The organism is Streptomyces roseolilacinus, assembly GCF_014649335.1.
Lineage (GTDB): Bacteria > Actinomycetota > Actinomycetes > Streptomycetales > Streptomycetaceae > Streptomyces > Streptomyces roseolilacinus.
Genome location: NZ_BMSV01000007.1, coordinates 301,219 through 323,884 on the forward strand (window position 1 = coordinate 301,219; position 22,666 = coordinate 323,884).

General features: G+C 72.0%; 14 protein-coding genes. 10 read left to right on the plus strand and 4 right to left on the minus strand.

From position 1 onward, the window contains the following. Positions 1-20: 20 nt before the first annotated feature. Positions 21-1,676 (minus strand): glycoside hydrolase family 13 protein, encoded by a 1,656-nt coding sequence (locus IE106_RS19135; RefSeq protein ID WP_189535617.1) that lies wholly within the window; start codon positions 1,674-1,676, stop codon positions 21-23. Positions 1,677-2,017: 341 nt separating this feature from the next. Between IE106_RS19135 and IE106_RS19140 the strand changes: the two genes are divergently transcribed. The 8 genes from IE106_RS19140 (at position 2,018) to IE106_RS19175 (ending at position 17,059) form a co-directional block, all read left to right on the plus strand. Next, complete coding sequence (locus IE106_RS19140) at positions 2,018-3,298, plus strand: extracellular solute-binding protein (RefSeq protein ID WP_189535619.1); 1,281 nt, start codon at positions 2,018-2,020, stop codon at positions 3,296-3,298. A gap of 83 nt (positions 3,299-3,381) precedes the next feature. After that, the gene (locus IE106_RS19145) at positions 3,382-4,368 is read left to right on the plus strand and encodes a carbohydrate ABC transporter permease (RefSeq protein ID WP_189535620.1); all 987 of its coding nucleotides are present in this window, start codon (positions 3,382-3,384) and stop codon (positions 4,366-4,368) included. Next, positions 4,365-5,312, plus strand: coding sequence for a sugar ABC transporter permease (locus tag IE106_RS19150; protein WP_189535621.1), 948 nt, complete (start codon positions 4,365-4,367; stop codon positions 5,310-5,312). The genes IE106_RS19145 and IE106_RS19150 overlap by 4 nt, the downstream gene beginning before the upstream one ends. 132 nt (positions 5,313-5,444) lie before the next feature. Continuing rightward, positions 5,445-7,097 carry a glycoside hydrolase family 13 protein gene (locus IE106_RS19155; protein ID WP_189535622.1) on the plus strand — a complete coding sequence of 551 codons (1,653 nt, stop codon included), beginning with the start codon at positions 5,445-5,447 and terminating at the stop codon, positions 7,095-7,097. Further along, complete coding sequence (locus tag IE106_RS19160) at positions 7,085-8,152, plus strand: LacI family DNA-binding transcriptional regulator (protein ID WP_189535623.1); 1,068 nt, start codon at positions 7,085-7,087, stop codon at positions 8,150-8,152. The genes IE106_RS19155 and IE106_RS19160 overlap by 13 nt, the downstream gene beginning before the upstream one ends. A gap of 783 nt (positions 8,153-8,935) precedes the next feature. After that, positions 8,936-10,639, plus strand: a complete 1,704-nt coding sequence (locus IE106_RS19165; protein WP_189535624.1) for a carbohydrate-binding module family 20 domain-containing protein — start codon at positions 8,936-8,938, stop codon at positions 10,637-10,639. A gap of 137 nt (positions 10,640-10,776) precedes the next feature. Further along, complete coding sequence (gene pulA, locus IE106_RS19170; protein ID WP_229840589.1) at positions 10,777-16,146, plus strand: pullulanase-type alpha-1,6-glucosidase; 5,370 nt, start codon at positions 10,777-10,779, stop codon at positions 16,144-16,146. 562 nt (positions 16,147-16,708) lie between these two features. Continuing rightward, entirely contained in the window at positions 16,709-17,059 is a 351-nt protein-coding gene (locus IE106_RS19175) for a 5-carboxymethyl-2-hydroxymuconate Delta-isomerase (RefSeq protein WP_189535625.1), read from the plus strand. On the opposite strand, the gene IE106_RS19180 is transcribed toward IE106_RS19175, so the two are convergent. Continuing rightward, a complete protein-coding gene (locus tag IE106_RS19180; RefSeq protein WP_189535627.1) occupies positions 17,044-17,796 on the minus strand; it encodes a TetR/AcrR family transcriptional regulator in 753 nt (250 codons plus the stop codon). The genes IE106_RS19175 and IE106_RS19180 overlap by 16 nt on opposite strands. 63 nt (positions 17,797-17,859) lie before the next feature. Here IE106_RS19180 and IE106_RS19185 point away from each other — a divergent pair, with 63 nt between their 5' ends. Beyond that, on the plus strand, positions 17,860-18,231 hold the full coding sequence (locus tag IE106_RS19185) for a hypothetical protein (protein ID WP_189535629.1): 372 nt from the start codon (positions 17,860-17,862) through the stop codon (positions 18,229-18,231). Between the two features lie 82 nt (positions 18,232-18,313). Here IE106_RS19185 and IE106_RS19190 read toward each other — a convergent pair whose 3' ends face one another. Together IE106_RS19190 and IE106_RS19195 are read right to left on the minus strand one after the other, a co-directional pair. Next, entirely contained in the window at positions 18,314-19,315 is a 1,002-nt protein-coding gene (locus IE106_RS19190) for a sensor histidine kinase (protein ID WP_229840590.1), read from the minus strand. Between the two features lie 128 nt (positions 19,316-19,443). After that, on the minus strand, positions 19,444-20,175 hold the full coding sequence (locus tag IE106_RS19195; protein ID WP_189535631.1) for a response regulator transcription factor: 732 nt from the start codon (positions 20,173-20,175) through the stop codon (positions 19,444-19,446). Between the two features lie 234 nt (positions 20,176-20,409). Here IE106_RS19195 and IE106_RS19200 point away from each other — a divergent pair, with 234 nt between their 5' ends. After that, positions 20,410-22,650, plus strand: coding sequence for an MMPL family transporter (locus IE106_RS19200; protein WP_189535633.1), 2,241 nt, complete (start codon positions 20,410-20,412; stop codon positions 22,648-22,650). Positions 22,651-22,666 lie beyond the last annotated feature (16 nt).

Sequence of the window (22,666 nt, forward strand, 5' to 3'; positions counted from 1 at the left end):
GGGACTGTACCGGGCGCACGTCAGATTGCCCACCAGGAGCAGGAGTCGGGGGCGACGGTGACGGTGCCGGCGGGGCCCCGCGGACCGTCCTCCGGCACGGGGTCCTCCTCCGCGGCGGCGGACAGCAGGAGCCGCCCGCCGGGCCCGCCGGGACGGGGGATCCCCACCGCGCGGTCCGTGGTGTTGGCGACGCACACCACGCCGCCGCCCTCCGCGGTCCGCCGGAACGCGAGGACCCCGCGCGGTGCGGGAAGCCACTCCACCGCCCCGCCCGCGCCCAGGGCGGGGTGCTCGCGGCGCACGGCCAGGGCGGTCCGGTACAGCTCCAGCGTCGACGCCGGGTCCCCGGTCTGGGCCGCGACCGACAGCGCGCCCCACCCCTCGGGCTGCGGCAGCCAGCTCCCGCCCGGCCCGAACCCGTACGACGGGCCGTCCCGCGTCCACGGGATCGGCACCCGGCAGCCGTCGCGCAGCCCGTCCTGGCCCTCGCCGCGGCGGAACGCCGGGTCCTGGCGCAGCCCGTCCGGCAGGTCCGTCACCTCCGGCAGCCCCAGCTCCTCGCCCTGGTAGAGGTAGACGGACCCGGGCAGCGCCAGCGTCAGCAGCGCCGCCGCCCGCGCCCTGCGCAGGCCGCCGAGCCGCGTGGTGTGCCGCACCACGTCGTGGTTGGACAGCACCCAGGTCGCGGGGGCGCCCACCGACCCGGTCGCGCGCAGCGACTCGTCGATCACCCTGCGCAGCGCGTCCGCGTCCCACGGGCACTGCAGGTAGGGGAAGTTGAACGCCTGGTGCAGCTCGTCGGGGCGTACGTACAGGGCGAGCCGCTCCGGCGTCGGCGCCCACGCCTCGGCGACCGCGATGCGCCGCCCCTCGTAGGAGTCCAGGAGGCGCCGCCAGCCGCGGTGGATCTCGTGGACGCCGTCCTGGTCGAAGAAGGGCAGCCGCTGCGCGCCGATCAGCCGGGCCTGCTCGCGGCTGCCGACGTCGGGCAGCCCCGGCGCCTTCACCATCCCGTGCGCGACGTCCACGCGGAACCCGTCGACCCCCAGGTCCAGCCAGAACCGCAGCACGGAGGCGAACTCGGCCCACACCTCCTCGCACTCCCAGTTCAGGTCCGGCTGCTGCGGGGCGAACAGGTGCAGGTACCAGGAGCCGTCCGGCACCCGCGTCCAGGCCGGGCCGCCGAAGACGGACTCCCAGTCGTTGGGCGGCAGCGACCCGTCCGGGCCCTTGCCGGGGTGGAAGTGGTACCGGTCCCGGCCGGTGCCCGCGAGGGCCTCCTGGAACCAGGGGTGCCGGTCCGACGTGTGGTTGGGGACGACGTCGACGATCACCCGCAGGCCCAGCCCGTGCGCCGCCCGGACCAGGTCGTCCGCGTCGGCCAGGTCCCCGAAGACCGGGTCGACCGCGCGGTGGTCCGCCACGTCGTAGCCGCCGTCCGCCTGCGGCGAGGCGTAGAACGGGGTGAGCCACACCGCGTCCGCGCCCAGCCGCGCCAGGTGCGGCAGCCGCTCCCGCGCGCCGCGCAGGTCCCCGATCCCGTCGCCGTCGCTGTCGGCGAAGGAGCGGACGTACACCTGGTAGATGACGGCGTCCCGCCACCAGTCGGGGCGGTCGGGCGGGGCGGGGCGCCGGCCCCGCGGCGTCCGGGCCGGTGTGGTCAGCTCGTGGGCCATGGGCGCGGGTGCCTCTCGTCCGGAACGCGACCTCCTGCAAGCGGTGTGAAAAGGCTTGCAGACCCTTGCGGCGCCCCGCAAGACCGGCCGCGGGGGCGCGTGGAAGCGGCGCGAGGGCGCCCGCGCCTGGTGTGTCAAGCGATGCGACGGCAACTGTAGGGACACGTGGATGTAACGATCCCCTGGCCTTGCAGAAATTTGCCGCAAGGTCTTTCGGCTCGTTTTCATCCCTGTTACGTTCCTGGCAACCCGGCGCGCCCGCGAAGGAGCGGTCGGCAGGTGGCAAGTCATCGCAAGATCTTCCGCCTCGGTCTTCCCCGGGATCAGTTGAAGGAGTTCACATGCGGCGTGGCATAGCGGCCACCGCGCTGGTCGCGAGCCTGGCCCTCGCGGCGACGGCCTGCGGCGGCGACAGTGAGGACACGGCGGCGACCGGCGGCCCGGTCACCATCACCTGGTGGGACACCTCGGATGCCACGAACGAGGCGCCGACCTACAAGAAGCTGATCGAGAAGTTCGAGGCCGCCCACAAGGACGTCAAGGTCAAGTACCAGAACGTCCCGTTCGCCGAGGCCGAGCAGAAGTACAAGACCGCCGCCCAGGCCGGCAACGCCCCCGACGTGCTGCGCGCCGACGTCGGCTGGACCGCCGGCCTCGCCGAGAACCAGTACCTCGCCCCGCTCGACGGCACGCCCGCCACCAAGGAGATCGACTCCTTCAACCAGGGCCTGGTCGACGGCGCCAAGGTCAACGGGAAGCTCTACGGCGTCCCGCAGGTCACCGACGCCCTCGCGCTCCTCTACAACAAGGAGGTCTTCGCGAAGGCCGGCGTCCAGCCGCCGAAGACCTGGGCCGAGCTGTCCACCGCGGCGAAGACCATCAAGCAGAAGACCGGCGTCGACGGCATCTACCTCAACCCGGACAGCTACTTCGCCCTGCCGTTCCTCTACGGCGAGGGCGGCATGATGGTCGACACCGACACCAAGAAGATCACCGTCGACGACGAGGCCGGCAAGAAGGCCGTCCAGACCGCCGTCGACATGATCAAGAGCGGTGTCGCCGTCAAGCCGGACTTCACCGACGGCTACAACAACATGCAGGCCGCCTTCAAGGACGGCAAGGTCGCCATGGTCGTCAACGGCCCGTGGTCCACGGCCGACGACCTCACCGGCAAGGCGTTCAAGAACAAGGACAACCTGGGCGTCGCCCCGGTCCCGTCCGGCTCCTCCGGCAAGGCCGGCACGCCCACCGGCGGCCACAACCTCGTCGTCTACAACGGCGCCGACGCCCCCCACAAGGCGGCCGCCCAGAAGTTCGTGGCGTTCATGACCTCCGCCGCGTCGCAGGAGTTCGCCGCCACCGAGACCGGCGTCCTGCCGACCCGTGACGACGCCTACACCGTCAAGGTCGTCGCCGACCCGATCCGCGCCTCCTTCAAGAACGTGCTGGCCGACTCCACCGCGCGTCCCGCCGTCGCCGGCGTGAGCGACATGTTCACCGAGTGGACCAAGCAGTACATCGAGACCCTCAAGGGCAACACCACCGTCGAGAAGGGCCTCGACACCACCGCCGAGAAGTGGAAGACCAACATCAACTCCCTCAAGGAGTACTCGGTCGACTGAGCCCCTTCGGCCCGGACCGGCACCGCGAGGACGCGGACGCCGGTCCGGGCCGGACCCGTACGCACTGAGGGAAAACAACTTCCATGAAGACAGCCACCGCAGATCCCGCCACGGCCGCGCGGCCTGCCCGGACCGGGCTGCTCACCCGCATGAAGCGTCTCTACGACCGGCACTGGTACGCCTGGGCCATGGTGCTGCCGGTGGTGCTGGTCATCGGCGTGCTGATCGCCTACCCGCTGGTCCAGGGCGTCTACCTGTCGTTCACCGACGCCAACGAGCTCAACGTCGCCAAGCAGCTCGGCGCGACCGAGATCCCGGCCACCTACCAGTTCGTCGGCCTCGACAACTACTGGCGGGTGCTGTCCGGCGCCGACGGCGAGTTCTACCCCAAGCTCCTGTGGACCGTGGTGTGGACCGTGTCCTGCGTGTTCTTCCACTACACGATCGGCCTGGGCCTGGCCCTGCTGCTCAACCGCAAGCTCAAGGGCCGCTCCCTGTACCGCGTGCTGCTCATCCTGCCGTGGGCGGTGCCCCCCTTCGTCGCCACCTACATCTGGCGCATGATGTACAACTCCGAGTCCGGCGTCTTCAACGCCATGCTCGGGAAGCTGGGCATCGGCCCCGTCGACTGGCTCGGCGACACCTTCATGCAGAAGGTCGCCGTCATCGGCGTCAACGTCTGGCTCGGCGTGCCGTTCATGATGGTCGCCGTCCTCGGCGGCCTCCAGGCCATCTCCAGCGAGCAGTACGAAGCCGCCGAGATGGACGGCGCCAGCCCCTGGCAGCGGTTCCGCCACGTCACCCTGCCGGGCCTGCGCCCGGTCAGCGCCACGGTGATCATGCTGGGCACCATCTGGACGTTCAACATGTTCCCGATCATCTACCTGATGCTCGGCGAGGCGAACGCCCTGCACAGCGAGATCCTCGTGACCTACGCCTACCGGCTCGCCTTCGGCTCCGTGCGCGACTACGCGGGCGCCGCCACGTACGGGATCCTCATCCTCTCCATGCTCCTCGTCTTCGCCGTCTTCTACCGCCGGATCCTCGACCGTCAGGAGGCCGCCCGATGAGCACGGCGACCGAACCCCGGAAGAACGCCCCCGCGGCCCGCGCCGCGGCCGGCCCGGCCGGCACCGCCGGCGCCGGCGCCGGCGCCGGCGGCACCCGCCCCCGCAAGGTCCGCGGCCGCCACGAGCGCTCCCCGCTGGCCTCGGCCGGACTGCACGGCGCGCTGATCGCCGCCAGCCTCGTCGCGGTCTTCCCGATCGTGTACATGGTCTTCATCTCGCTGCGCGGCCGGGACGGCTGGACCAGGCCCACCAGCGCCGAGGGTGGCCTGGAGATCAGCAACTACGCGTACGTGCTGAGCGAGACCGAGTTCCCGCGCTGGTTCGCCAACTCGCTGCTCGTCGCCGCCGGCACCACGCTCATCGGCGTCTTCGTCGCGGCCTCCACCGGCTACGCCATCTCCCGGATGCGCTTCCCCGGCCACAAGTCGCTGATGTGGGTGCTGCTCGTCACGCAGATGTTCCCCGTCGCGGTGCTGATCGTCGCCCTGTACAACATCCTCGGCGACATGGGCCTGCTCGACTCGTACATCGGCCTGGTCCTCACCTACTGCTCGGTGTCGGTGCCGTTCTGCGCCTGGATGATGAAGGGCTACTTCGACACGATCCCGCACGAGATCGACGAGGCCGGCCGGGTCGACGGGCTCACCCCCTTCGGCACCTTCTACCGGCTGATCCTGCCGCTGGCGAAGCCCGGCCTCGCCGTCACCGCGTTCTACTCCTTCATCACCGCGTGGGGCGAGGTCGCCTTCGCCCGCGCCTTCCTCTCCACCGACTCGATGCTCACCCTGTCGGTCGGCCTGCAGAGCTTCATCGGCCAGCACAAGGCCGAGTGGGGCTACCTCACGGCCTCCGCGGTGATCATCTCGATCCCGGCGGGCCTGGTGTTCCTCCTGGTCCAGCGCAACCTCGTCGCCGGCCTCACGGCGGGCGGCACCAAGGGCTGAGCACCGCCCGGACCCGTCCCCACCGGGACCCGTCCGACCCGCCCGCGCCCCCAGACGGCGGTGCCGGGTCCGGCCCGACAGCCCCGTCGCCGGACCCGGCACCGCCCCCATCCCACTCCACCCAGGGAAGACATGACCCAGCACCTTGCCGCCCCCGCCGCCCCGACCACCGGCACGGACACCGGCTGGTGGAGAGAAGCGGTGATCTACCAGGTCTACCCGCGCAGCTTCGCCGACGGCAACGGCGACGGCATGGGCGACCTGGAGGGTGTCCGCAGCCGCCTGCCGTACCTGAAGGAGCTCGGCGTCGACGCCGTCTGGCTGAGCCCCTTCTACGCGTCGCCGCAGGCCGACGCCGGGTACGACGTCGCCGACTACCGGGCCATCGACCCGATGTTCGGCACCCTCCTCGACGCCGACGCCCTCGTCCGCGAGGCCCACGACCTGGGCCTGCGCATCATCGTCGACCTCGTCCCCAACCACTCCTCCGACCAGCACGAGTGGTTCCAGCGCGCCCTGCGCGAGGGCCCCGGCTCCCCGCTGCGCGAGCGCTACCACTTCCGCCCCGGCAAGGGCGAGAACGGCGAACTCCCGCCCAACGACTGGGAGTCCATCTTCGGCGGCCCCGCCTGGACCCGGGTCGAGGACGGCGAGTGGTACCTCCACCTGTTCGCTCCCGAGCAGCCCGACTTCAACTGGGACCACCCGGCCGTCCAGGACGAGTTCCGCTCCATCCTGCGGTTCTGGCTCGACATGGGCGTCGACGGCTTCCGCGTCGACGTCGCCCACGGCCTCGTCAAGGCGCCCGGCCTGCCCGACATCGGCGCCCACGACCAGCTGAAGCTCCTCGGCAACGACGTGATGCCGTTCTTCGACCAGGACGGCGTCCACGAGGTCTACCGCAGCTGGCGCAAGGTCCTGGAGGAGTACGACGGCGAGCGCGTCCTCGTCGCCGAGGCCTGGACCCCCACCGTCGAGCGCACCGCCAACTACGTGCGTCCCGACGAGATGCATCAGGCGTTCAACTTCCAGTACCTGGGCACCCACTGGGACGCCGCCGAGCTGCGCCGGGTCATCGACGCGTCCCTCGCCGCGATGCGCCCCGTCGGCGCCCCCGCCACCTGGGTGCTCTCCAACCACGACGTCACCCGGCACGCCACCCGCTTCGCCAACCCGCCCGGCCTCGGCACCCAGCTGCGCGAGCCCGGCGACCGTGAGCTGGGCCTGCGCCGCGCCCGCGCGGCGACCCTGCTGATGCTGGCCCTGCCCGGCTCCGCGTACGTCTACCAGGGCGAGGAGCTCGGCCTGCCCGACGTCACCGACCTGCCGGACGAGGTCCGCCAGGACCCGTCGTTCTTCCGCGCCACCGGCCAGGACGGCTTCCGCGACGGCTGCCGCGTCCCGATCCCGTGGACCGTCGAGGGCAGCTCGTACGGCTTCGGCTCCGGCGGCAGCTGGCTGCCGCAGCCCGCCACCTGGGGCACCCTGAGCGTCGAGGCGCAGACCGGCGTGGCCGGCTCCACCCTGGAGCTGTACCGCACCGCCCTGCGCGTCCGCCGCGAGCAGCCGGGCCTCGGCGCGGGCGAGGCGGTGGAGTGGCTGGAGTCGCCCGAGGGCGTCCTGGCGTTCCGCCGCGAGGGGTTCGTGTGCACCGCGAACACCACCGGCGAGCCGGTCCGCATCGACGTGCCCGGCCGGATGCTGCTCTCCAACGAGCAGGTGCGCACCAGCGTGGACGGCACGGCCGAACTGCCCGCCGACACGACCGTCTGGTGGGCGGTGTGACCGTTCCCCTGTCGCGGGGCGCCGGCGACCTGGCCGCCGGCGCCCCGCGGCTCGCGGACATCGCGGCCCAGGCGGGGGTGAGCGAGGCGACCGTCAGCCGGGTCCTCAACGGCAAGGCGGGCGTCGCGGGACCCACCCGCCACCGCGTGCTCGCCGCGCTCGACGTGCTCGGCTACGAGCGCCCGGTACGGCTCCGGCAGCGCAGCGCGGGCCTCATCGGGCTGCTCATCCCCGAGCTGACCAACCCCATCTTCCCGGCGTTCGCCCAGGTGATCGAGCAGGTCCTGGCCGGCTACGGGTACACGCCGGTGCTGTGCACGCAGATGCCGGGCGGAGCCACCGAGGACGAGCTGGTCGAGCAGTTGGAGGAGCGCGGCGTCACCGGCATCGTGTTCCTGTCCGGGCTGCACGCCGACACGAGCGCCGACCCCTCCCGCTACGAGCGGCTCGCCGCGCGCGGCGTCCCCTTCGTCCTCATCAACGGCTTCAACGAGCGCATCGACGCGCACTTCGTCTCCCCCGACGACCGGACCGCGGCCCGCATGGCCGTGCGCCACCTGGTGGAGCTGGGCCACGAGCGCATCGGCCTCGCCATCGGCCCCACCCGGTACGTGCCCTCCCGCCGCAAGGCCGAGGGGTTCGTCACCGCGCTGCACCGGATGCTGGGCGTGGAGCGCGAACGGGCCGAGGCGTACGTCCAGCCGACCCTGTTCGGCGTGGAGGGCGGCCACGCGGCGGCGAGCGTCCTGCTCGACCAGGGCTGCACGGGCATCGTGTGCGGCAGCGACCTGATGGCCCTCGGCGCGATCCGCGCGGTCCGCGCCCGCGGGCTCGACGTGCCGTCGGACGTGTCGGTGGTCGGCTTCGACGACTCGCCGCTGATCGCCTTCACGGACCCGCCGCTGACGACCGTGCGGCAGCCGGTGCGGGCGATGGCGACGGCGGCGGTGGACGCGCTGCTGGAGGAGATCGAGGGGAACCCGGTACAGCGCACGGAGTTCGTCTTCCAGCCGGAACTGGTGGTCCGCGGCTCCACCTCGGCCCCGCCGAGGTAGCGGGGGCGGCGCCCCCACCCCACCCGCACCGCCGCGGCCCCGGGCCGCGGCGGTGCGCGTGCCGGGGGCCGTGGAGCCGGACGGGCGCGTCCGGAGCGCCGGCGACGTGAAGTCCGTGAGGGGGAGGTGCCGGACGGGGGGGGTACGCCGCCCACGGGCCCCCGGTGCGGGGCGGGTTCGCCGGTCGTCCCGTCCGGCGGCGGAACGGCAGGACGGCGGTGCGGAAGGGCGACCGGACGGCGGGGCGGCGGTCGAGGCGTGGAGCGGGGCGCCCCCGGCCCCCGCACGCGGGGAGCGGGACACGGGGCCCGGGGCGTACCCGGGCCGGCGCCCCACCGTCGGGGGCGCCGTGGAGGACGGGTGCGTCACGCGGCGGAAGGGTCGAGGAGGCCCGGGGCGTGCCCTGGGCGGGGCGGCGGGGTCCTGATCGGGCCCCGGGCCTCCCGGTTCGTGACCGGCCCGGCCGGCCGGGCGCGTGGGGCCCCGCCGGGTCGGCCGGACCCCCGGCCGACCGGACCGGAGACGCGGTTGAACGTAACACCACTGCAATGCCTTGCGAAAGACCTTGCAGCCCTCCGGGCGCGCTGGTTTCCGTGTCGTGACCCGGAAGTGAGCGGAGTGTGTCAGGGGGGTTGACCTTGCGGCGGGGGGCTCGTACGGTCACGTCCGAAAACTGTTGCTGCCGTCTTGCAGCAAGAAGATTCAACCGGCCTTGCGGGCATGGCGCGTTGCCGTACGAGGCTGCCCCCACAGCATCCGCACCTCCCTTCCCCAGGAGGAAACATGGCCAGAAGAACCGTGGCCGCCGCACTCGCCCTCGTGGCGGGAGCCGCAGTCGGCGTCACGGCGCCGAGCCAGACCGCCCAGGCCGCCGCCCCCGGAGACAAGGACGTCACCGCGGTGATGTTCGAGTGGAAGTTCGCGTCGGTCGCCAAGGCGTGCACCGACACGCTCGGCCCGGCCGGGTACGGCTACGTCCAGGTCTCGCCCCCGCAGGAGCGCATCCAGGGCTCCCCGTGGTGGACGGCGTACCAGCCCGTCAGCTACCGCATCGCCGGCCCCCTCGGCGACCGCGCCGCCTTCAAGAGCATGATCGACACCTGTCACGCCGCGGGCGTCAAGGTCGTCGCCGACACGGTCATCAACCACATGACCGCCGGCAGCGGCACCGGGACCGGCGGCTCGTCGTACACGAAGTACGACTACCCCGGCACCTACTCCGCGACCGACTTCGACAACTGCACCTCGCAGATCACCAACTACCAGGACCGCTGGAACGTCCAGCAGTGCGAGCTGGTCGGCCTCGCGGACCTGGACACCGGCGAGGAGTACGTCCGCGGCCGCATCGCCGCCTACATGAACGACCTGCTGTCGCTGGGCGTCGACGGCTTCCGCGTCGACGCCGCCAAGCACATGCCGGCCGCCGACCTGGCGAACATCAAGTCCCGGCTGACCAACCCGAACGCCTACTGGAAGCAGGAGGCGATACACGGCGCCGGCGAGGCCGTCTCCCCGAGCGAGTACCTCGGCAACGGCGACGTGCAGGAGTTCCGCTACGCCCGCGACCTCAAGCGCGTCTTCACCGGCGAGAAGCTCGCCCACCTGAAGAACTTCGGCGAGGCGTGGGGCTACATGGCCTCCGGCCAGTCCGGCGTCTTCGTCGACAACCACGACACCGAGCGCGGCGGCGACACCCTGAACTACAAGGACGGCGCCGACTACACCCTCGCCAGCGTGTTCATGCTCGCCTGGCCCTACGGCTCCCCGGACGTCCACTCCGGCTACGAGTGGTCCCACAAGGACGCCGGCGCGCCCAACGGCGGCCAGGTCAACGCCTGCTACAGCGACGGCTGGAAGTGCCAGCACGCCTGGACCGAGATCAAGTCGATGGTCGCCTTCCGGAACACGGCCCGCGGTCAGGGCGTCGTGAACTGGTGGGACAACGGCAACAACGCCATCGCCTTCGGCCGCGGCACCAAGGCGTTCGTCGCGATCAACCACGAGGCCGGCCCGCTCACCCAGACGTTCCAGACGTCGCTGCCCGCCGGCACGTACTGCGACGTCCAGAGCAACAAGCCCGTCACGGTCGACGGCTCCGGCCGGTTCACCGCCACGCTCGGCGCCGACACGGCGCTCGCCCTCCACGCCGGCGCCACGACCTGCGGCGGCTCCACCACCCCCGCCCCGGCACCCACCAGCGGCGCGTCGTTCCAGGTGACGGCCACCACCTCGCCGGGCCAGAACATCTACGTCACCGGCAACCAGTCCGCCCTCGGCAACTGGAACACCGGCAGCGCCCTCAAGCTCGACCCGGCCGCCTACCCCGTGTGGAAGCTCGACGTGACCCTGCCCGCGGGCACCACGTTCGAGTACAAGTACGTCCGCAAGGACGCCGCCGGGAACGTCACCTGGGAGAGCGGCGCCAACCGCGTCGCCACCGTCCCCGCCGGCGGGAAGGTGACGCTGAACGACACCTGGCGCAGCTGACCCGCACCACCGAGCCCCGCACCCGGCCCGGGTGCGGGGCCTTCTCTCTCCCGTACGACCCTCACCGAGGAGAACCCGCCTTGACACGCCTGAGCCTCCCGGCACGCCGCCGGTGGCGACGCCCGACGCGCAGATCGGTGGCCGCCCTCGCGGCGGCGACCCTCGCCGCGCTCGCCGTCCCCGCCACCACCCCGGCCGGCGCCGCGCCCCGGCCCCCCGAGCCCCCGTCCGACCGGCGGCTCGCCGCCGAACCCGCACGGCACGACCTGACCCGCGAGCAGTTCTACTTCGTCCTGCCCGACCGGTTCGCCAACGGGGACCGGGGCAACGACCGCGGCGGACTGACCGGGACCCGGCTCACCACCGGCTACGACCCCACCGACAAGGGCTTCTACCAGGGCGGCGACCTCAAGGGCCTCACCGAGCGGCTCGACTACATCAAGGGCCTGGGCACCACCGCGATCTGGCTCGCCCCGATCTTCAAGAACCAGCCCGTGCAGGGCGAGGGCGAGAACGCCTCCGCCGGCTACCACGGCTACTGGATCACCGACTTCACCCAGGTCGACCCGCACTTCGGCACCAACGCCGACCTGGAGCGGCTCATCGACCGAGCCCACGCCAAGGGCATGAAGGTCTTCTTCGACGTCATCACCAACCACACCGCCGACGTCGTCGACTACGAGGAGAAGTCCTACGGGTACCTCTCCAAGGGCGCCTTCCCCTACCTGACGAAGGACGGCCGGCCCTTCGACGACGCCGACTACGCCGACGGCACGCGCCGCTTCCCGAGGACCGGCCCCGGCTCCTTCCCGCGCACACCCGTCGTCGCCGCGGACAAGAAGGACGCCAAGGTCCCCGCCTGGCTCAACGACCCGTCGATGTACCACAACCGGGGCGACTCGACCTTCGCCGGCGAGTCCTCCACCCACGGCGACTTCGTCGGCCTGGACGACCTGTGGACCGAGCGTCCCGAGGTCGTCCGGGGCATGGAGGAGATCTACCAGCGCTGGGTGCGCGACTTCGACATCGACGGCTTCCGCATCGACACGGTCAAGCACGTCAACAGCGAGTTCTGGACCCAGTGGGCCACCGCCCTCGACGCGTACGCCGCCGAGCGCGGCCGCGACGACTTCTTCATGTTCGGCGAGGTGTACTCCTCCGACACCTCCGTCACCTCGCACTACGTGCGCGAGGGCCGCCTCGACGCCACCCTGGACTTCCCGCTCCAGGAGGCCGCCCGCCAGTACGCCTCGCAGGGCGGCTCCGCGGCGAAGCTCGCCGCGCTGTTCGCCGACGACCACAAGTACACGACCGACAAGGCCAACGCCTACGAGTCGGTCAACTTCCTCGGCAACCACGACATGGGCCGCTTCGGCGCGTTCCTCAAGCAGGACAACGCCCGGGCGTCCGACGCCGAACTGCTCAAGCGGTACACCCTCGCCAACGAGCTGATGTTCCTCAGCCGCGGCAACACCGTCGTCTACGCGGGCGACGAGCAGGGCTTCACCGGCCCCGGCGGCGACAAGGACGCCCGCCAGCCCCTCTTCGCCTCCCGCACCGCCGACTACCTGGACGACGACCGGATCGGCACCGACCGCACCCACGCCGACGACGCGTACGACACCGGGCACCCGCTGTACCGGCAGATCGCCGCGCTCGCGAAGCTCCGCAAGGCCCACCCGGCGCTCGCCGACGGCGTGCAGATCGAGCGGCACGCCGACCGGGGCACGGGCGTGTACGCGTTCTCCCGCATCGACGCGAAGGCCCGCACCGAGTACGTCGTCGCCGTCAACAACGCCACCGAGGCGAGGACCGTCGCGCCGGCCACCGGCTCGCCCGGCACCGCCTTCCACCCCGTCCACGGCGACACGGCCGCGGTGACCAGCGGTGACGACGGGAAGATCACCGTCACCGTCCCCGCGCTCTCCGCCGTCGTCCTCAAGGCCGCCAAGCCCCTCGCCGTCCCGGCGGCCGCGCCGTCCGTCGAGCTGAGGGCCCCCGCCGCGGGCGCCTACGGCACCGTCCAGGTCACCGCGGAGGTCGCCGGCGGACAGCTGAACCGGGTCGTCTTCGCCGCCCAGCAGGGCACCGGGAAGTGGCAGGTCCTCGGCACCGCCGACCACGCCCCCTACACGGTCAGCCACAAGATCACCGCCCCGGCCGGCACCCCGGTCCGCTACAAGGCCGTGGTCGTCGACCCCCGCGGCCGCACCGCGAGCGACCTCGCCGCCACCACCGCGGGCCAGACACCCCCGACCCCGGCCCCGACCGCCACCCAGCGCGACTACGCGATCGTCCACTACAAGCGCGCGGACGGCGACTACGCGAACTGGCGCCTCCACGCCTGGGGCGACATCGCCGAGGGCGAGGCCAAGCCCTGGCCCGAAGGCCACGCCTTCACCGGCCGCGACGCCTACGGCGCCTTCGCCCGGGTCAAGCTGAAGCCGGGCGCCTCCACCGTCGGATACCTCGTCATCGACGAGAACGGCGACAAGGACGTCTCCACCGACCGCGCCATCGACCTGTCGAAGACCGGCGAGGTGTGGATCGAGCAGGGCAAGGAGACCGCCCTCGACCAGCCGCCCGCCGGCGCCTACCCGCCGCAGGACACCACCAAGGCCGTCCTGCACTACCACCGCCCCGACGGCGCCTACGACGGCTGGGGCCTGCACGTCTGGACCGGCGCCGCCACCCCCACCGACTGGTCCAAGCCGATCCTGCCCACCCGCACCGACCCGTACGGAGCGGTCTACGAGGTCCCCCTCGCCCAGGGCGCCACGTCACTGAGCTACATCCTCCACAAGGGCGACGAGAAGGACCTGCCCACCGACCAGTCCCTCGACCTCACCGCCGACGGCCACGAGGTGTGGATGCTGAGCGGACAGCAGAAGTACCTCCTCCCGCAGCCCAAGGGCGGCGGCGCCGCCCTGGACCTCACCAAGTCCACCGCCGTCTGGATCGACGAGACCACCGTCGCCTGGAACGCCTCGCCCGCCGCGGCCTCCAGCCAGCTCGTGTACTCGCCCACCGGCTCCCTCGCCGTCGAGGGCGGCGCCCTCACCGGCGAGGACCGCGCCCACTGGCTCCGCCTGGACCGCACGGCGCTCACCGACGCGCAGAAGGCCGCGTTCCCGCACCTGGCGAAGCACACCGCGTACTCCGTCGACCCGCGCGACCGCGACCGGATCCGCACCGCCCTGCGCGGCCAGCTCGTCGCCACCCAGCGCGCCGCCAACGGCGCCCTGCTCACCGCGACCGGCGTGCAGACCGCGGGCGTCCTCGACGACCTGTACGGCGAGAAGGCCAGGACCAGCGCGCTCGGCCCGGTCTTCCGCGGCGGCACCCCCACCCTCTCCGTGTGGGCGCCCACCGCGCAGACCGTCGCCCTCGAACTCGACGGCCGCACCGTCCGCATGAGGCGCGACGACACGACCGGCGTCTGGTCCGTGAAGGGCTCCGCGTCCTGGACCGGCAAGCCCTACCGGTACGTCGTGCGGGTGTGGGCGCCCAGCGTCCGCGAGATCGTCACCAACAAGGTCACCGACCCCTACTCGACCGCCCTCACCACCGACTCGGCGCGCAGCCTCGTCGTCGACCTGTCCGCCCCCCGGCTCGCCCCCCGGGGCTGGGCCGCGCTGAGGAAGCCGGCCGCCGTCCCGCTGCGCGACGCGCAGATCCAGGAACTGCACGTCCGCGACTTCTCCGCCGCCGACCCCACCGCGAAGCACCCCGGCGGCTACCTCGCCTTCACCGACCGCGACTCGGCCGGCATGAAGCACCTGACGAAGCTCGCCCGCAGCGGCACCTCGTACGTCCACCTGCTCCCCGCCTTCGACATCGGCACCATCCCCGAGAGGAAGACCGACCAGACCACCCCCGACTGCGACCTGAAGGCGTACGCCGCCGACTCCGACGCACAGCAGAAGTGCGTCACCGCGGCCGCCGCGAAGGACGCCTTCAACTGGGGCTACGACCCCCTCCACTACACCGTGCCCGAAGGCTCGTACGCCTCCGACCCCGAAGGCACCCGCCGCACCGTCGAGTTCCGGCGGATGGTCCAGTCCCTCAACGGCGCCGGCCTGCGCACCGTGATGGACGTCGTCTACAACCACACCGTCGCCGCCGGCCAGGACGACAAGTCCGTCCTCGACCGGATCGTGCCCGGCTACTACCAGCGGCTCCTCGCCGACGGGACCGTCGCCACCTCCACCTGCTGCGCCAACACCGCGCCCGAGAACACCATGATGGGCAAGCTCGTCGTGGACTCCGTCGTCACCTGGGCGAAGCAGTACAAGGTCGACGGCTTCCGCTTCGACCTCATGGGCCACCACCCGAAGGAGAACATCCTCGCCGTCCGCGAGGCGCTCGACGCCCTGACCGTCGAGAAGGACGGCGTCGACGGCAAGAAGATCGTCCTGTACGGCGAGGGCTGGAACTTCGGCGAGGTCGCCGACGACGCCCGCTTCGTCCAGGCCACGCAGAAGAACATGGCCGGCACCGGCATCGCCACCTTCTCCGACCGGGCCCGCGACGCGGTCCGCGGCGGCGGCCCCTTCGACGCCGACCCCGGCGTCCAGGGCTTCGCCTCCGGCCTGTACACCGACCCCAACAACTCCACCGCCAACGGCACCCCGGCCGAACAGAAGGCCCGCCTCCTGCACTACCAGGACCTGATCAAGGTCGGCCTCAGCGGCAACCTCGCGGACTACACCTTCACCGACACCTCCGGGAAGCGCGTCAAGGGCTCCCAGGTCGACTACAACGGCGCCCCCGCCGGCTACGCCGCCGCCCCCGGCGACGCCCTCGCCTACGCGGACGCCCACGACAACGAGACCCTCTACGACGCGCTGGCGTTCAAACTCCCGGCCGGCACCTCCCCGGACGACCGGGCCAGGATGCAGGTCCTCGCCATGGCGACCGCCGCGCTCTCCCAGGGCCCCGCCCTGTCCCAGGCCGGCACCGACCTCCTGCGCTCCAAGTCCCTGGACCGCAACTCGTACGACAGCGGCGACTGGTTCAACGCCCTCCACTGGGACTGCCGCCTCGGCAACGGCTTCGGACGCGGACTGCCGCCCGCCGCCGACAACCAGGACAAGTGGGCGTACGCGCGGCCACTGCTGTCCTCGCCGTCCCTGAAAGCCGGATGCGCGCAGATCGACGGCGCCTCGGCCGCCTACCGGGACCTGCTGAAGATCCGCACCACGGAGCAGGCGTTCAGCCTCGCCACCGCGGACCGGGTCCAGTCGGCCCTGTCGTTCCCGCTGTCCGGGCAGGACGAGACACCCGGCGTCATCACCATGCGCCTCGGCGACCTGGTCGTGGTCTTCAACGCCACGCCCGAGCAGCGGAAGCAGACCGTCCCCGCCCTCTCCGGCAAGGGCTACGCCCTGCACCCGGTGCAGGCCGGCGGCGCGGACACCACGGTGAGGACGGCCGCGTACGACACGGCCACGGGCACCTTCACGGTCCCGGCGCGGTCGGTGGCGGTTTTTAAGGCTCGTTTTTAGGGCTCGTTGCGCCTCCGGGGCGCTTTGTGCGGGTGTCGGGAAGTCGACCGTGCTCGGCCCCTCGTTCCTCGGGGCCTGCGCGCGCTCGTCTTCCCGACACCCGCGCGCCCCTTCGGCTCCACGAGCGGTACAGGAGGACACCCTCCCCCTCCCCGGCACAGGGGGTGACCCCGCACGGAGAGTGCTTCCACCGCCTCGACACCCGCGCGCCCCTTCGGCTCTCCCTTTCTTCCGGGCTCGTTGCGCCTCCGGGGCGCTGTGGGCGGGTGTCGAGGCGGTGAACGTGCTCGGCCCCTCGTTCCTCGGGGCGCTGCGCGCGATCACCGCCTCGACACCCGCGCGCCCCTTCGGCTCCGCGAGCGGCCCGTGTGGGCACCCGCCCCCTCCCCAGGGGTGGGCGGGGGCCGGGCCCTGTGAGTCGGTTTTGCGGGGGTGCCCCCTCCTCGGGCCCCCTGGGCACCCGTACGCCCCTCCGGACCGCTCACGGTCCGGAGGGGCGTACGTCGTCCCGGTATCCGGGCGGCGCTTGTGCGGGTGGGGCGGGGCGGGTGAAGGTGGGGCCATGCCGCAGATCACCGTCGACTACTCCGCCACCCTCGACGACGCCTTCGACCGGAAGGGCTACGTCAGGGCCCTGCACCCCGTCGTCGTCGACACCGTCGCCGCCCGCACCGAGGGGTGCAAGTCCCGCACCCGCCGCGCCGACGACTTCACCGTCGGGGACGGGACGGCCGACTCCGCCGTCGTCCACGTGGAGATCGCCCTGCTCCCGGGCCGCGCCGACGAGGCCAAGGCCCGCCTCGCCGAAGCGGCCGCCGCCCTCGCGCGGGACTTCCTGAAGCCCGTCGACGGACTCGCCGTGCACGTCTCCGCGGAGGTCCGCGACCTCGACGCGTCCTACCGCAAGGCCTGAGCCGGCACGGCCGGCGTGCCCGCGACGAGCGTCACGAGCCGCCCGACGAGGTCACCGAACGGCCCGTCGGCGGGCTCGTCCGCGAGCATGCCGGCCACGAACCCCGCCATCTCCTCGTCGTACGCGGCGCTCACCGCGACCAGCGCCCCGAAGTTGTGCACCAGCTGCCGCTCCAGCTCGGCGCGCGGGACGCGCCGCCCGTCCAGCCAGATCAGCGCCGTCGACTCGGCCAGCGCCACCCACGACCGCACCACCAGGTCGAGCCGCGCGGGCGGCCGCCCGCGCACCCCGAGGTGCGCCATGACGTGGTCGTACGCCGCCTGCCGCACCCCGTCGATCACCGTGTGCGTGGCCGACACCGCGCCGGCCGGGCGGGCCGCCCCCGAGGGGCAGGCGGGACCGCCGCGCATCAACGCCGCGAAACCGGGCCCGTGCTCCTCGACGAAGTCGAAGAAACGGCCCATCACCCGCAGCAGCCGCGCGCCGACCGGCCCCTCCCGAGGCTCCACGAAACGGCTCGCCAACTCGTCCGCCGCCCGCCGCAACGCCGCCTCGTACAGGCTCTGCTTGCCGGGGAAGTAGTGGTAGACGAGCGGCCGGGAGATTCCCGCCGCCGCCGCGATCTCGTCGATGGACACCTCTTCGGGGGAGCGGTGGCCGAACAGCTCCAGCGCCACCCCGATCAGCTGCTGCCTGCGCTCCTCGACGCCCATCCGTCTGCGTACCCCGGTCGTCATGCGGACAGCCTAACGGCCGCCCTTCGAACAGCGGCGGTCGTGCGGTCCGTTACGCTCCGGGACATGACCACAGCGGACCAGGACCCCCCCGGCACGCCGGACGCCCCGGACGCCCCGGACACCCCGGAGGCGGCGGAGACGGAGCCCGCCGGTGACGACGCGCCCGAGCAGCCCCACGACGGCCTGACCCCCCGCCAGGCGCGCCGGCTGCGGGTCGTCGTCGCGACGGTCGTGCTGGTCACCCTCGCCGTCGTCCTCGCGCTGCGCCTGGCGAGCCGGACGTCGGTCCTCGTCGTCGGCGTGTACGGACTGGCGATGATCCTGTGCGGCGTGGTGATCGAGCTCAGCCGCCACGGCCGCACCCGCCTGGGCACCTGGCTCCTCGGCACGGGCCTCCTCGCCGCCCTCGCCGCCGACTGGCTCCTGCTGCCCTAGGCGGTGTCTTCAAATGGTCATCGCTCCGTGAATCACGGTGTCGTGACCTGTCGTCATGAATGACGACCGAAGCGAACCAGGGTCACAGGCCCGCGGTATCAGTGCGAGGGAACACGATCTCCACGCGGGTCCCCCGGCCAGGTGCGCTGTCAAGGTGGATCCGGGCGTGGTGGAGTTCCGTGACCGCGGCGACGATGGACAGGCCCAGGCCGCTGCCGCCGTGGGCTCGGCTTCGCCCCTTGTCTGCTCGGTAGAACCGGTCGAAGACGTGCGGGAGGGAGTGCTCGGGAATGCCCGGTCCGTCGTCTTGGACCATGAGTACGGGGTGGCCGTCAGCAAGGCGCAGCCGGATGGAGCAGGACGCTTCGGGGGGACAGTGCATGCGGATGTTGCCCAGCAGATTGGCCAGCATTCCGCGCAGTTGCGCCTCGTCGCCGAGCACCGTGACCCCGGACTGGATGTCGACCGTGTGCGGCCGGCGAGGCTCGACCGCCGCGGCGTCGCGGCAGGAGTCTGCGACGACGCGGCTGAGGTCGACCGGCTCCGGTTCGGCATGGGCGTACTCGTCGAAGCGGGCCAGCATGAGCAGCGCCTCCACCAGTCCGGACATCCGGTGCACCTCCGACAGCATCCGTTCCATCGCCTCGTCGACCGCGGCTTTGTCGGGGAGCGCCCCGTGTCGGTAGAGCTCGGCGTACCCGCGCAGGGACTGCAACGGTGTGCGCAGCTCGTGCGAAGCGTCGGCCACGAACTGGCGCATGCGCTCCTCGGACGCCTTGCGGGCGTCGAGGGCTTCCTGGATCTCGTCCAGCATTCTGTCCAAGGCGTGGGCGAGGCGGCCGACTTCCGTGGCCGGTGCCGTCGGGGCCGCGCTGACGCGCTGGCTCAGCTCGCCCGCGGTGATGGCGTCCGCCACGTCGGCGGCGTCCTTGAGCGGGCCCAGCTCACGTCGTACCACGACGGTGCTGACCGTGGCGATCGTGAAGAGACCGGCCAGTTCGGTGGTCACGATCACCACGGGATCCTGGGTGAGGGACCAGGCGGCCGCCGTGGCCGCCATGGCCAGCGCGCACAGGACGGTCACCAGGACGCTGATCCGCGTACGCAGAGGCCAGTGCCGGGGACGATTCCACGTATCGCTGCTCGGGGACGCGGGATCCTCCGAGCCCTTCGCCCCACGGCCGGGGCCTGGCGGCCGCGAGTGGTGTCCGTTCAACGGGGCTCCCGGATGCTGTAGCCGATCCCGCGCTGCGTGTGGATCAACGGGGGCCCGAGGCGGTCGATCTTGCGGCGCAGGTAACTGATGTAGGTGGCGACGACGGTGTCGTCTCCGTTGAAGTCGTAGGACCATACGTGGGCCAGGAGCTGGGCGCGGGGCACCACTCGCCCGCGGTGCAGCATGAGGTAGCGCAGGAGACGGAATTCGGTCGGGGACAGCTCCACGGGCGTGCCGCCCCGGTGGACGGTGTGGGCCGCGGGGTCGAGTTCCAGGTCGGCCACGCGCAGTACCGGGTCGGAGAGCTGCCGGGGCCTGGTGCGGCGCAGTACGGCCTGGACCCGGGCGGCGACCTCGTCGAGCCCGAACGGCTTGGTGATGTAGTCGTCGCCTCCGGCGGTAAGTCCTCTGACCAGGTCCTTTCTTGTGTCGCGTGCGGTGAGGAAGACCACGGCGTGCGGAAGCCCGTCCTGGCGCAGCCGGCGCATGACCTCGAATCCGTCCCCGTCCGGGAGCATCACGTCCAGCAGGATGAGTTCCGGGAGGAACGCCCGCGCCGCGGTGACCGCCTCGTGGACCGTTGCCGCGGTGCGGACCTCGTAACCGAGGAACTTCAGGAACCTGCCGACGGTGTCCAGGATCGCCGGTTCGTCGTCGACCACCAGGAGACGGCCCTGCGCTGCCGGACCGGTCCCCGCGTCCGGGGAGGTGTCTGGGGCGCCTGTCATCGAAGTCCTCGACCTCTTTCTCTTTCGTTCCCCTCTCCGATCATGACCGAGCAGCGAGTCGGGTTCCATGGGAGTTGTATGTGAACAAGGCCCGCCAGAGGCATCGACCGGCGGGTCCGCCCCGAGGCCGGTCTAGCGTGGAACGAGCCTCTCACCAGGCACGGCGTCCGGTTCACAGGCAGTGGGCCGACCGGACGCCCTCGTCCTCCGTGTTCGTTTCCGAGGAGCTTCTGCATGTCCGCATTCCTCTACCGGCTCGGCCGGTTCTGCTACCGGCGAAGGGGCGCCGTCATCGGTGCCTGGCTGGGTGTCCTGGTGGTCGCGGGGGTGTCGGCGTTTGCCCTGATGAAGCCGTTCACCTCGGCCACCGCCATTCCGGGCACCGAGGCGCAGCGCGCCCTGGACGTGATGGAGAGGGAGTTTCCCTCCGCTGGTGAGGAGCACGTGACCGGCACGATCGTCTTCCGGGCGCCGGACGGCCGGAAGATCACTGCCGGGCAGGCGAAGCAGGACGTCGCCAGGGCCGTGGAGGAGGCCGACCGCGCCCCTGGCGTGGTAGCGGTCACCGCCCCCTCAGCCGAGGCCGGCAACGTCTCAGCCGACGGCCGGACAGGCATCGCCGAGATCGTCTTCGTCGCCGAGAAGGCCGATGGCATCCCCGCCGAGACGAAGCAGAGCCTCGAGAAGGCCGCCACCGAGGCCCGCTCGGCGGGACTGACCGTCGAACTCGGGGGAGCGGCCTTCAACACCCTGCCCCCCGTCATGGGGCCGACCGAGGTCGTCGGTGTCCTGATCGCCCTGGCCGTGCTGGTCCTCGTGTTCCGCACCCTGCGCGGCGCCATCGTCCCGGTGGCCACCGCCCTGGTCGGCGTGCTGTCCCTGCTGGCCCTGACCAGCGTGATCACGATGGACAGCACGTCGATCATCCTTGCCGTGATGCTCGGCCTGGCCGTCGGCATCGACTACGCCCTGTTCATCGTCTCCCGCCACCAGACGCAGGTACGTCAGGGCATGGGCCCGGAGGAGTCCGCCGGTCTCGCCACCGGGACCGCCGGTGGTGCCGTCGTCTTCGCCGGTGCCACGGTCGTCGTCGCCCTCGCCGCCCTGGCGATCGTCGACGTCCCCTTCCTGACCGTCATGGGCCTCGGTGCCGCCGCCACTGTCGTCGTGTCGGTCCTGATCGCCGTCACGCTCCTGCCCGCGGTGCTCGGGCTGATGGGCGGCCGCATCGCCACGAGCACGGTGCCCGTGCTGGCCCGGCGGTCCCGGAGCGGTACCCGACGCACGGACGGAAGCCGCACCCCGGGAGAGCGGTGGGCGGCCGGAGCGGCTCGCCGCCCCTGGCTGGTCCTGGTCGTCTGTGTGCTGGGCCTGGGTGTCCTGGCAGCCCCCGCTGCCGATCTGCGCCTGGGACTGAGCGCCACGAACGACCCCCACAGCTCTGCCGCGCGGGCTCAGAAGATGATCGATGAGGGATTCGGGCCCGGCCACGGCGGCGGCCTCGTCGTTCTCGCCCAGGGTGAGAACAAGGCCATCGTGACGTCCGCGGCACGGGAACTGGCGGACCGGATCGAAGGACTGCCGGGCGTGGCGGCGGTCTCCCCGGTGGTACCGGCGGCCTCCGGGAAGGCCGCGCTGGTGAACGTCACACCGTCCAGCAGCCCCGGATCCGAGGAGACCACCCGGCTGCTCAAGGAGATCCGCGAGGTCCGCGGCGGCGTCGAGACGAGCACCGGCACGCAGGTGGACGTCACCGGTACGACCGCGGTGAACATCGACGTCGTCGACAAACTCTCCGCGGCGCTCCCCCTTTACTGCCTGGTGGTGATGGGCCTCGCCCTGATCCTGCTGACCCTGGTCTTCCGGGCCGTCGCGGTGCCGCTGAAGGCAGCACTGGGCTTCCTCCTCTCCCTGGGCGCCTCCCTGGGCGTGCTGGTGGCGGTCTTCCAGTGGGGCTGGCTCGCCGGCCTGCTGGGCGTCGCGGAGACCGGGCCCGTCCTGAGCTTCCTGCCGATGCTGCTGGTCGGCATCCTGTTCGGCCTCGCCATGGACTACGAAGTCTTCCTCGTCTCCCGCATGCGCGAGGAGTACGCGCGCGGAACGGCACCCACCGAGGCGATGATCCGCGGCTTCGGCCACAGCGCCAAGGTCGTCACCGCCGCGGCCGCGATCATGATCGCTGTCTTCGGCGGGTTCGTCTTCGCCGAGATGCAGGTCATCAAGGGCATGGGACTCGCTCTCGCGGTCGGCGTCCTCATGGACGCCTTCGTCGTCCGGATGACCCTCGTCCCCGCTGTGATGGCGCTGCTCGGGCGCAAGGCGTGGTGGCTGCCGCGCTTCCTCGGCCGCGTCCTGCCCGACGTGGACATCGAGGGCGGGCGGCTCATGAGGCACAAGGCCGCTTCACGGCCCGAACCGACGGCCGTGGAGGCCCAGCCGGTCGGCGAGGTGAGCGCCGGAACCCGCCTGACCTAGAGGCTGCGGTGGACTG

What these genes read in the sequence shown, in the direction of transcription:
- IE106_RS19155 (WP_189535622.1), top strand. Translation starts at nt 5,445, where the DNA reads ATGACCCAGCACCTTGCCGCCCCCGCCGCCCCGACCACCGGCACGGAC.
- IE106_RS19150 (WP_189535621.1), top strand. Translation starts at nt 4,365, where the DNA reads ATGAGCACGGCGACCGAACCCCGGAAGAACGCCCCCGCGGCCCGCGCC.
- IE106_RS19200 (WP_189535633.1), top strand. Translation starts at nt 20,410, where the DNA reads ATGTCCGCATTCCTCTACCGGCTCGGCCGGTTCTGCTACCGGCGAAGG.
- IE106_RS19185 (WP_189535629.1), top strand. Translation starts at nt 17,860, where the DNA reads ATGACCACAGCGGACCAGGACCCCCCCGGCACGCCGGACGCCCCGGAC.
- IE106_RS19180 (WP_189535627.1), bottom strand. Translation starts at nt 17,796, where the DNA reads ATGACGACCGGGGTACGCAGACGGATGGGCGTCGAGGAGCGCAGGCAG.
- IE106_RS19165 (WP_189535624.1), top strand. Translation starts at nt 8,936, where the DNA reads ATGGCCAGAAGAACCGTGGCCGCCGCACTCGCCCTCGTGGCGGGAGCC.
- IE106_RS19135 (WP_189535617.1), bottom strand. Translation starts at nt 1,676, where the DNA reads ATGGCCCACGAGCTGACCACACCGGCCCGGACGCCGCGGGGCCGGCGC.
- IE106_RS19145 (WP_189535620.1), top strand. Translation starts at nt 3,382, where the DNA reads ATGAAGACAGCCACCGCAGATCCCGCCACGGCCGCGCGGCCTGCCCGG.
- IE106_RS19175 (WP_189535625.1), top strand. Translation starts at nt 16,709, where the DNA reads ATGCCGCAGATCACCGTCGACTACTCCGCCACCCTCGACGACGCCTTC.
- IE106_RS19195 (WP_189535631.1), bottom strand. Translation starts at nt 20,175, where the DNA reads ATGACAGGCGCCCCAGACACCTCCCCGGACGCGGGGACCGGTCCGGCA.
- IE106_RS19140 (WP_189535619.1), top strand. Translation starts at nt 2,018, where the DNA reads ATGCGGCGTGGCATAGCGGCCACCGCGCTGGTCGCGAGCCTGGCCCTC.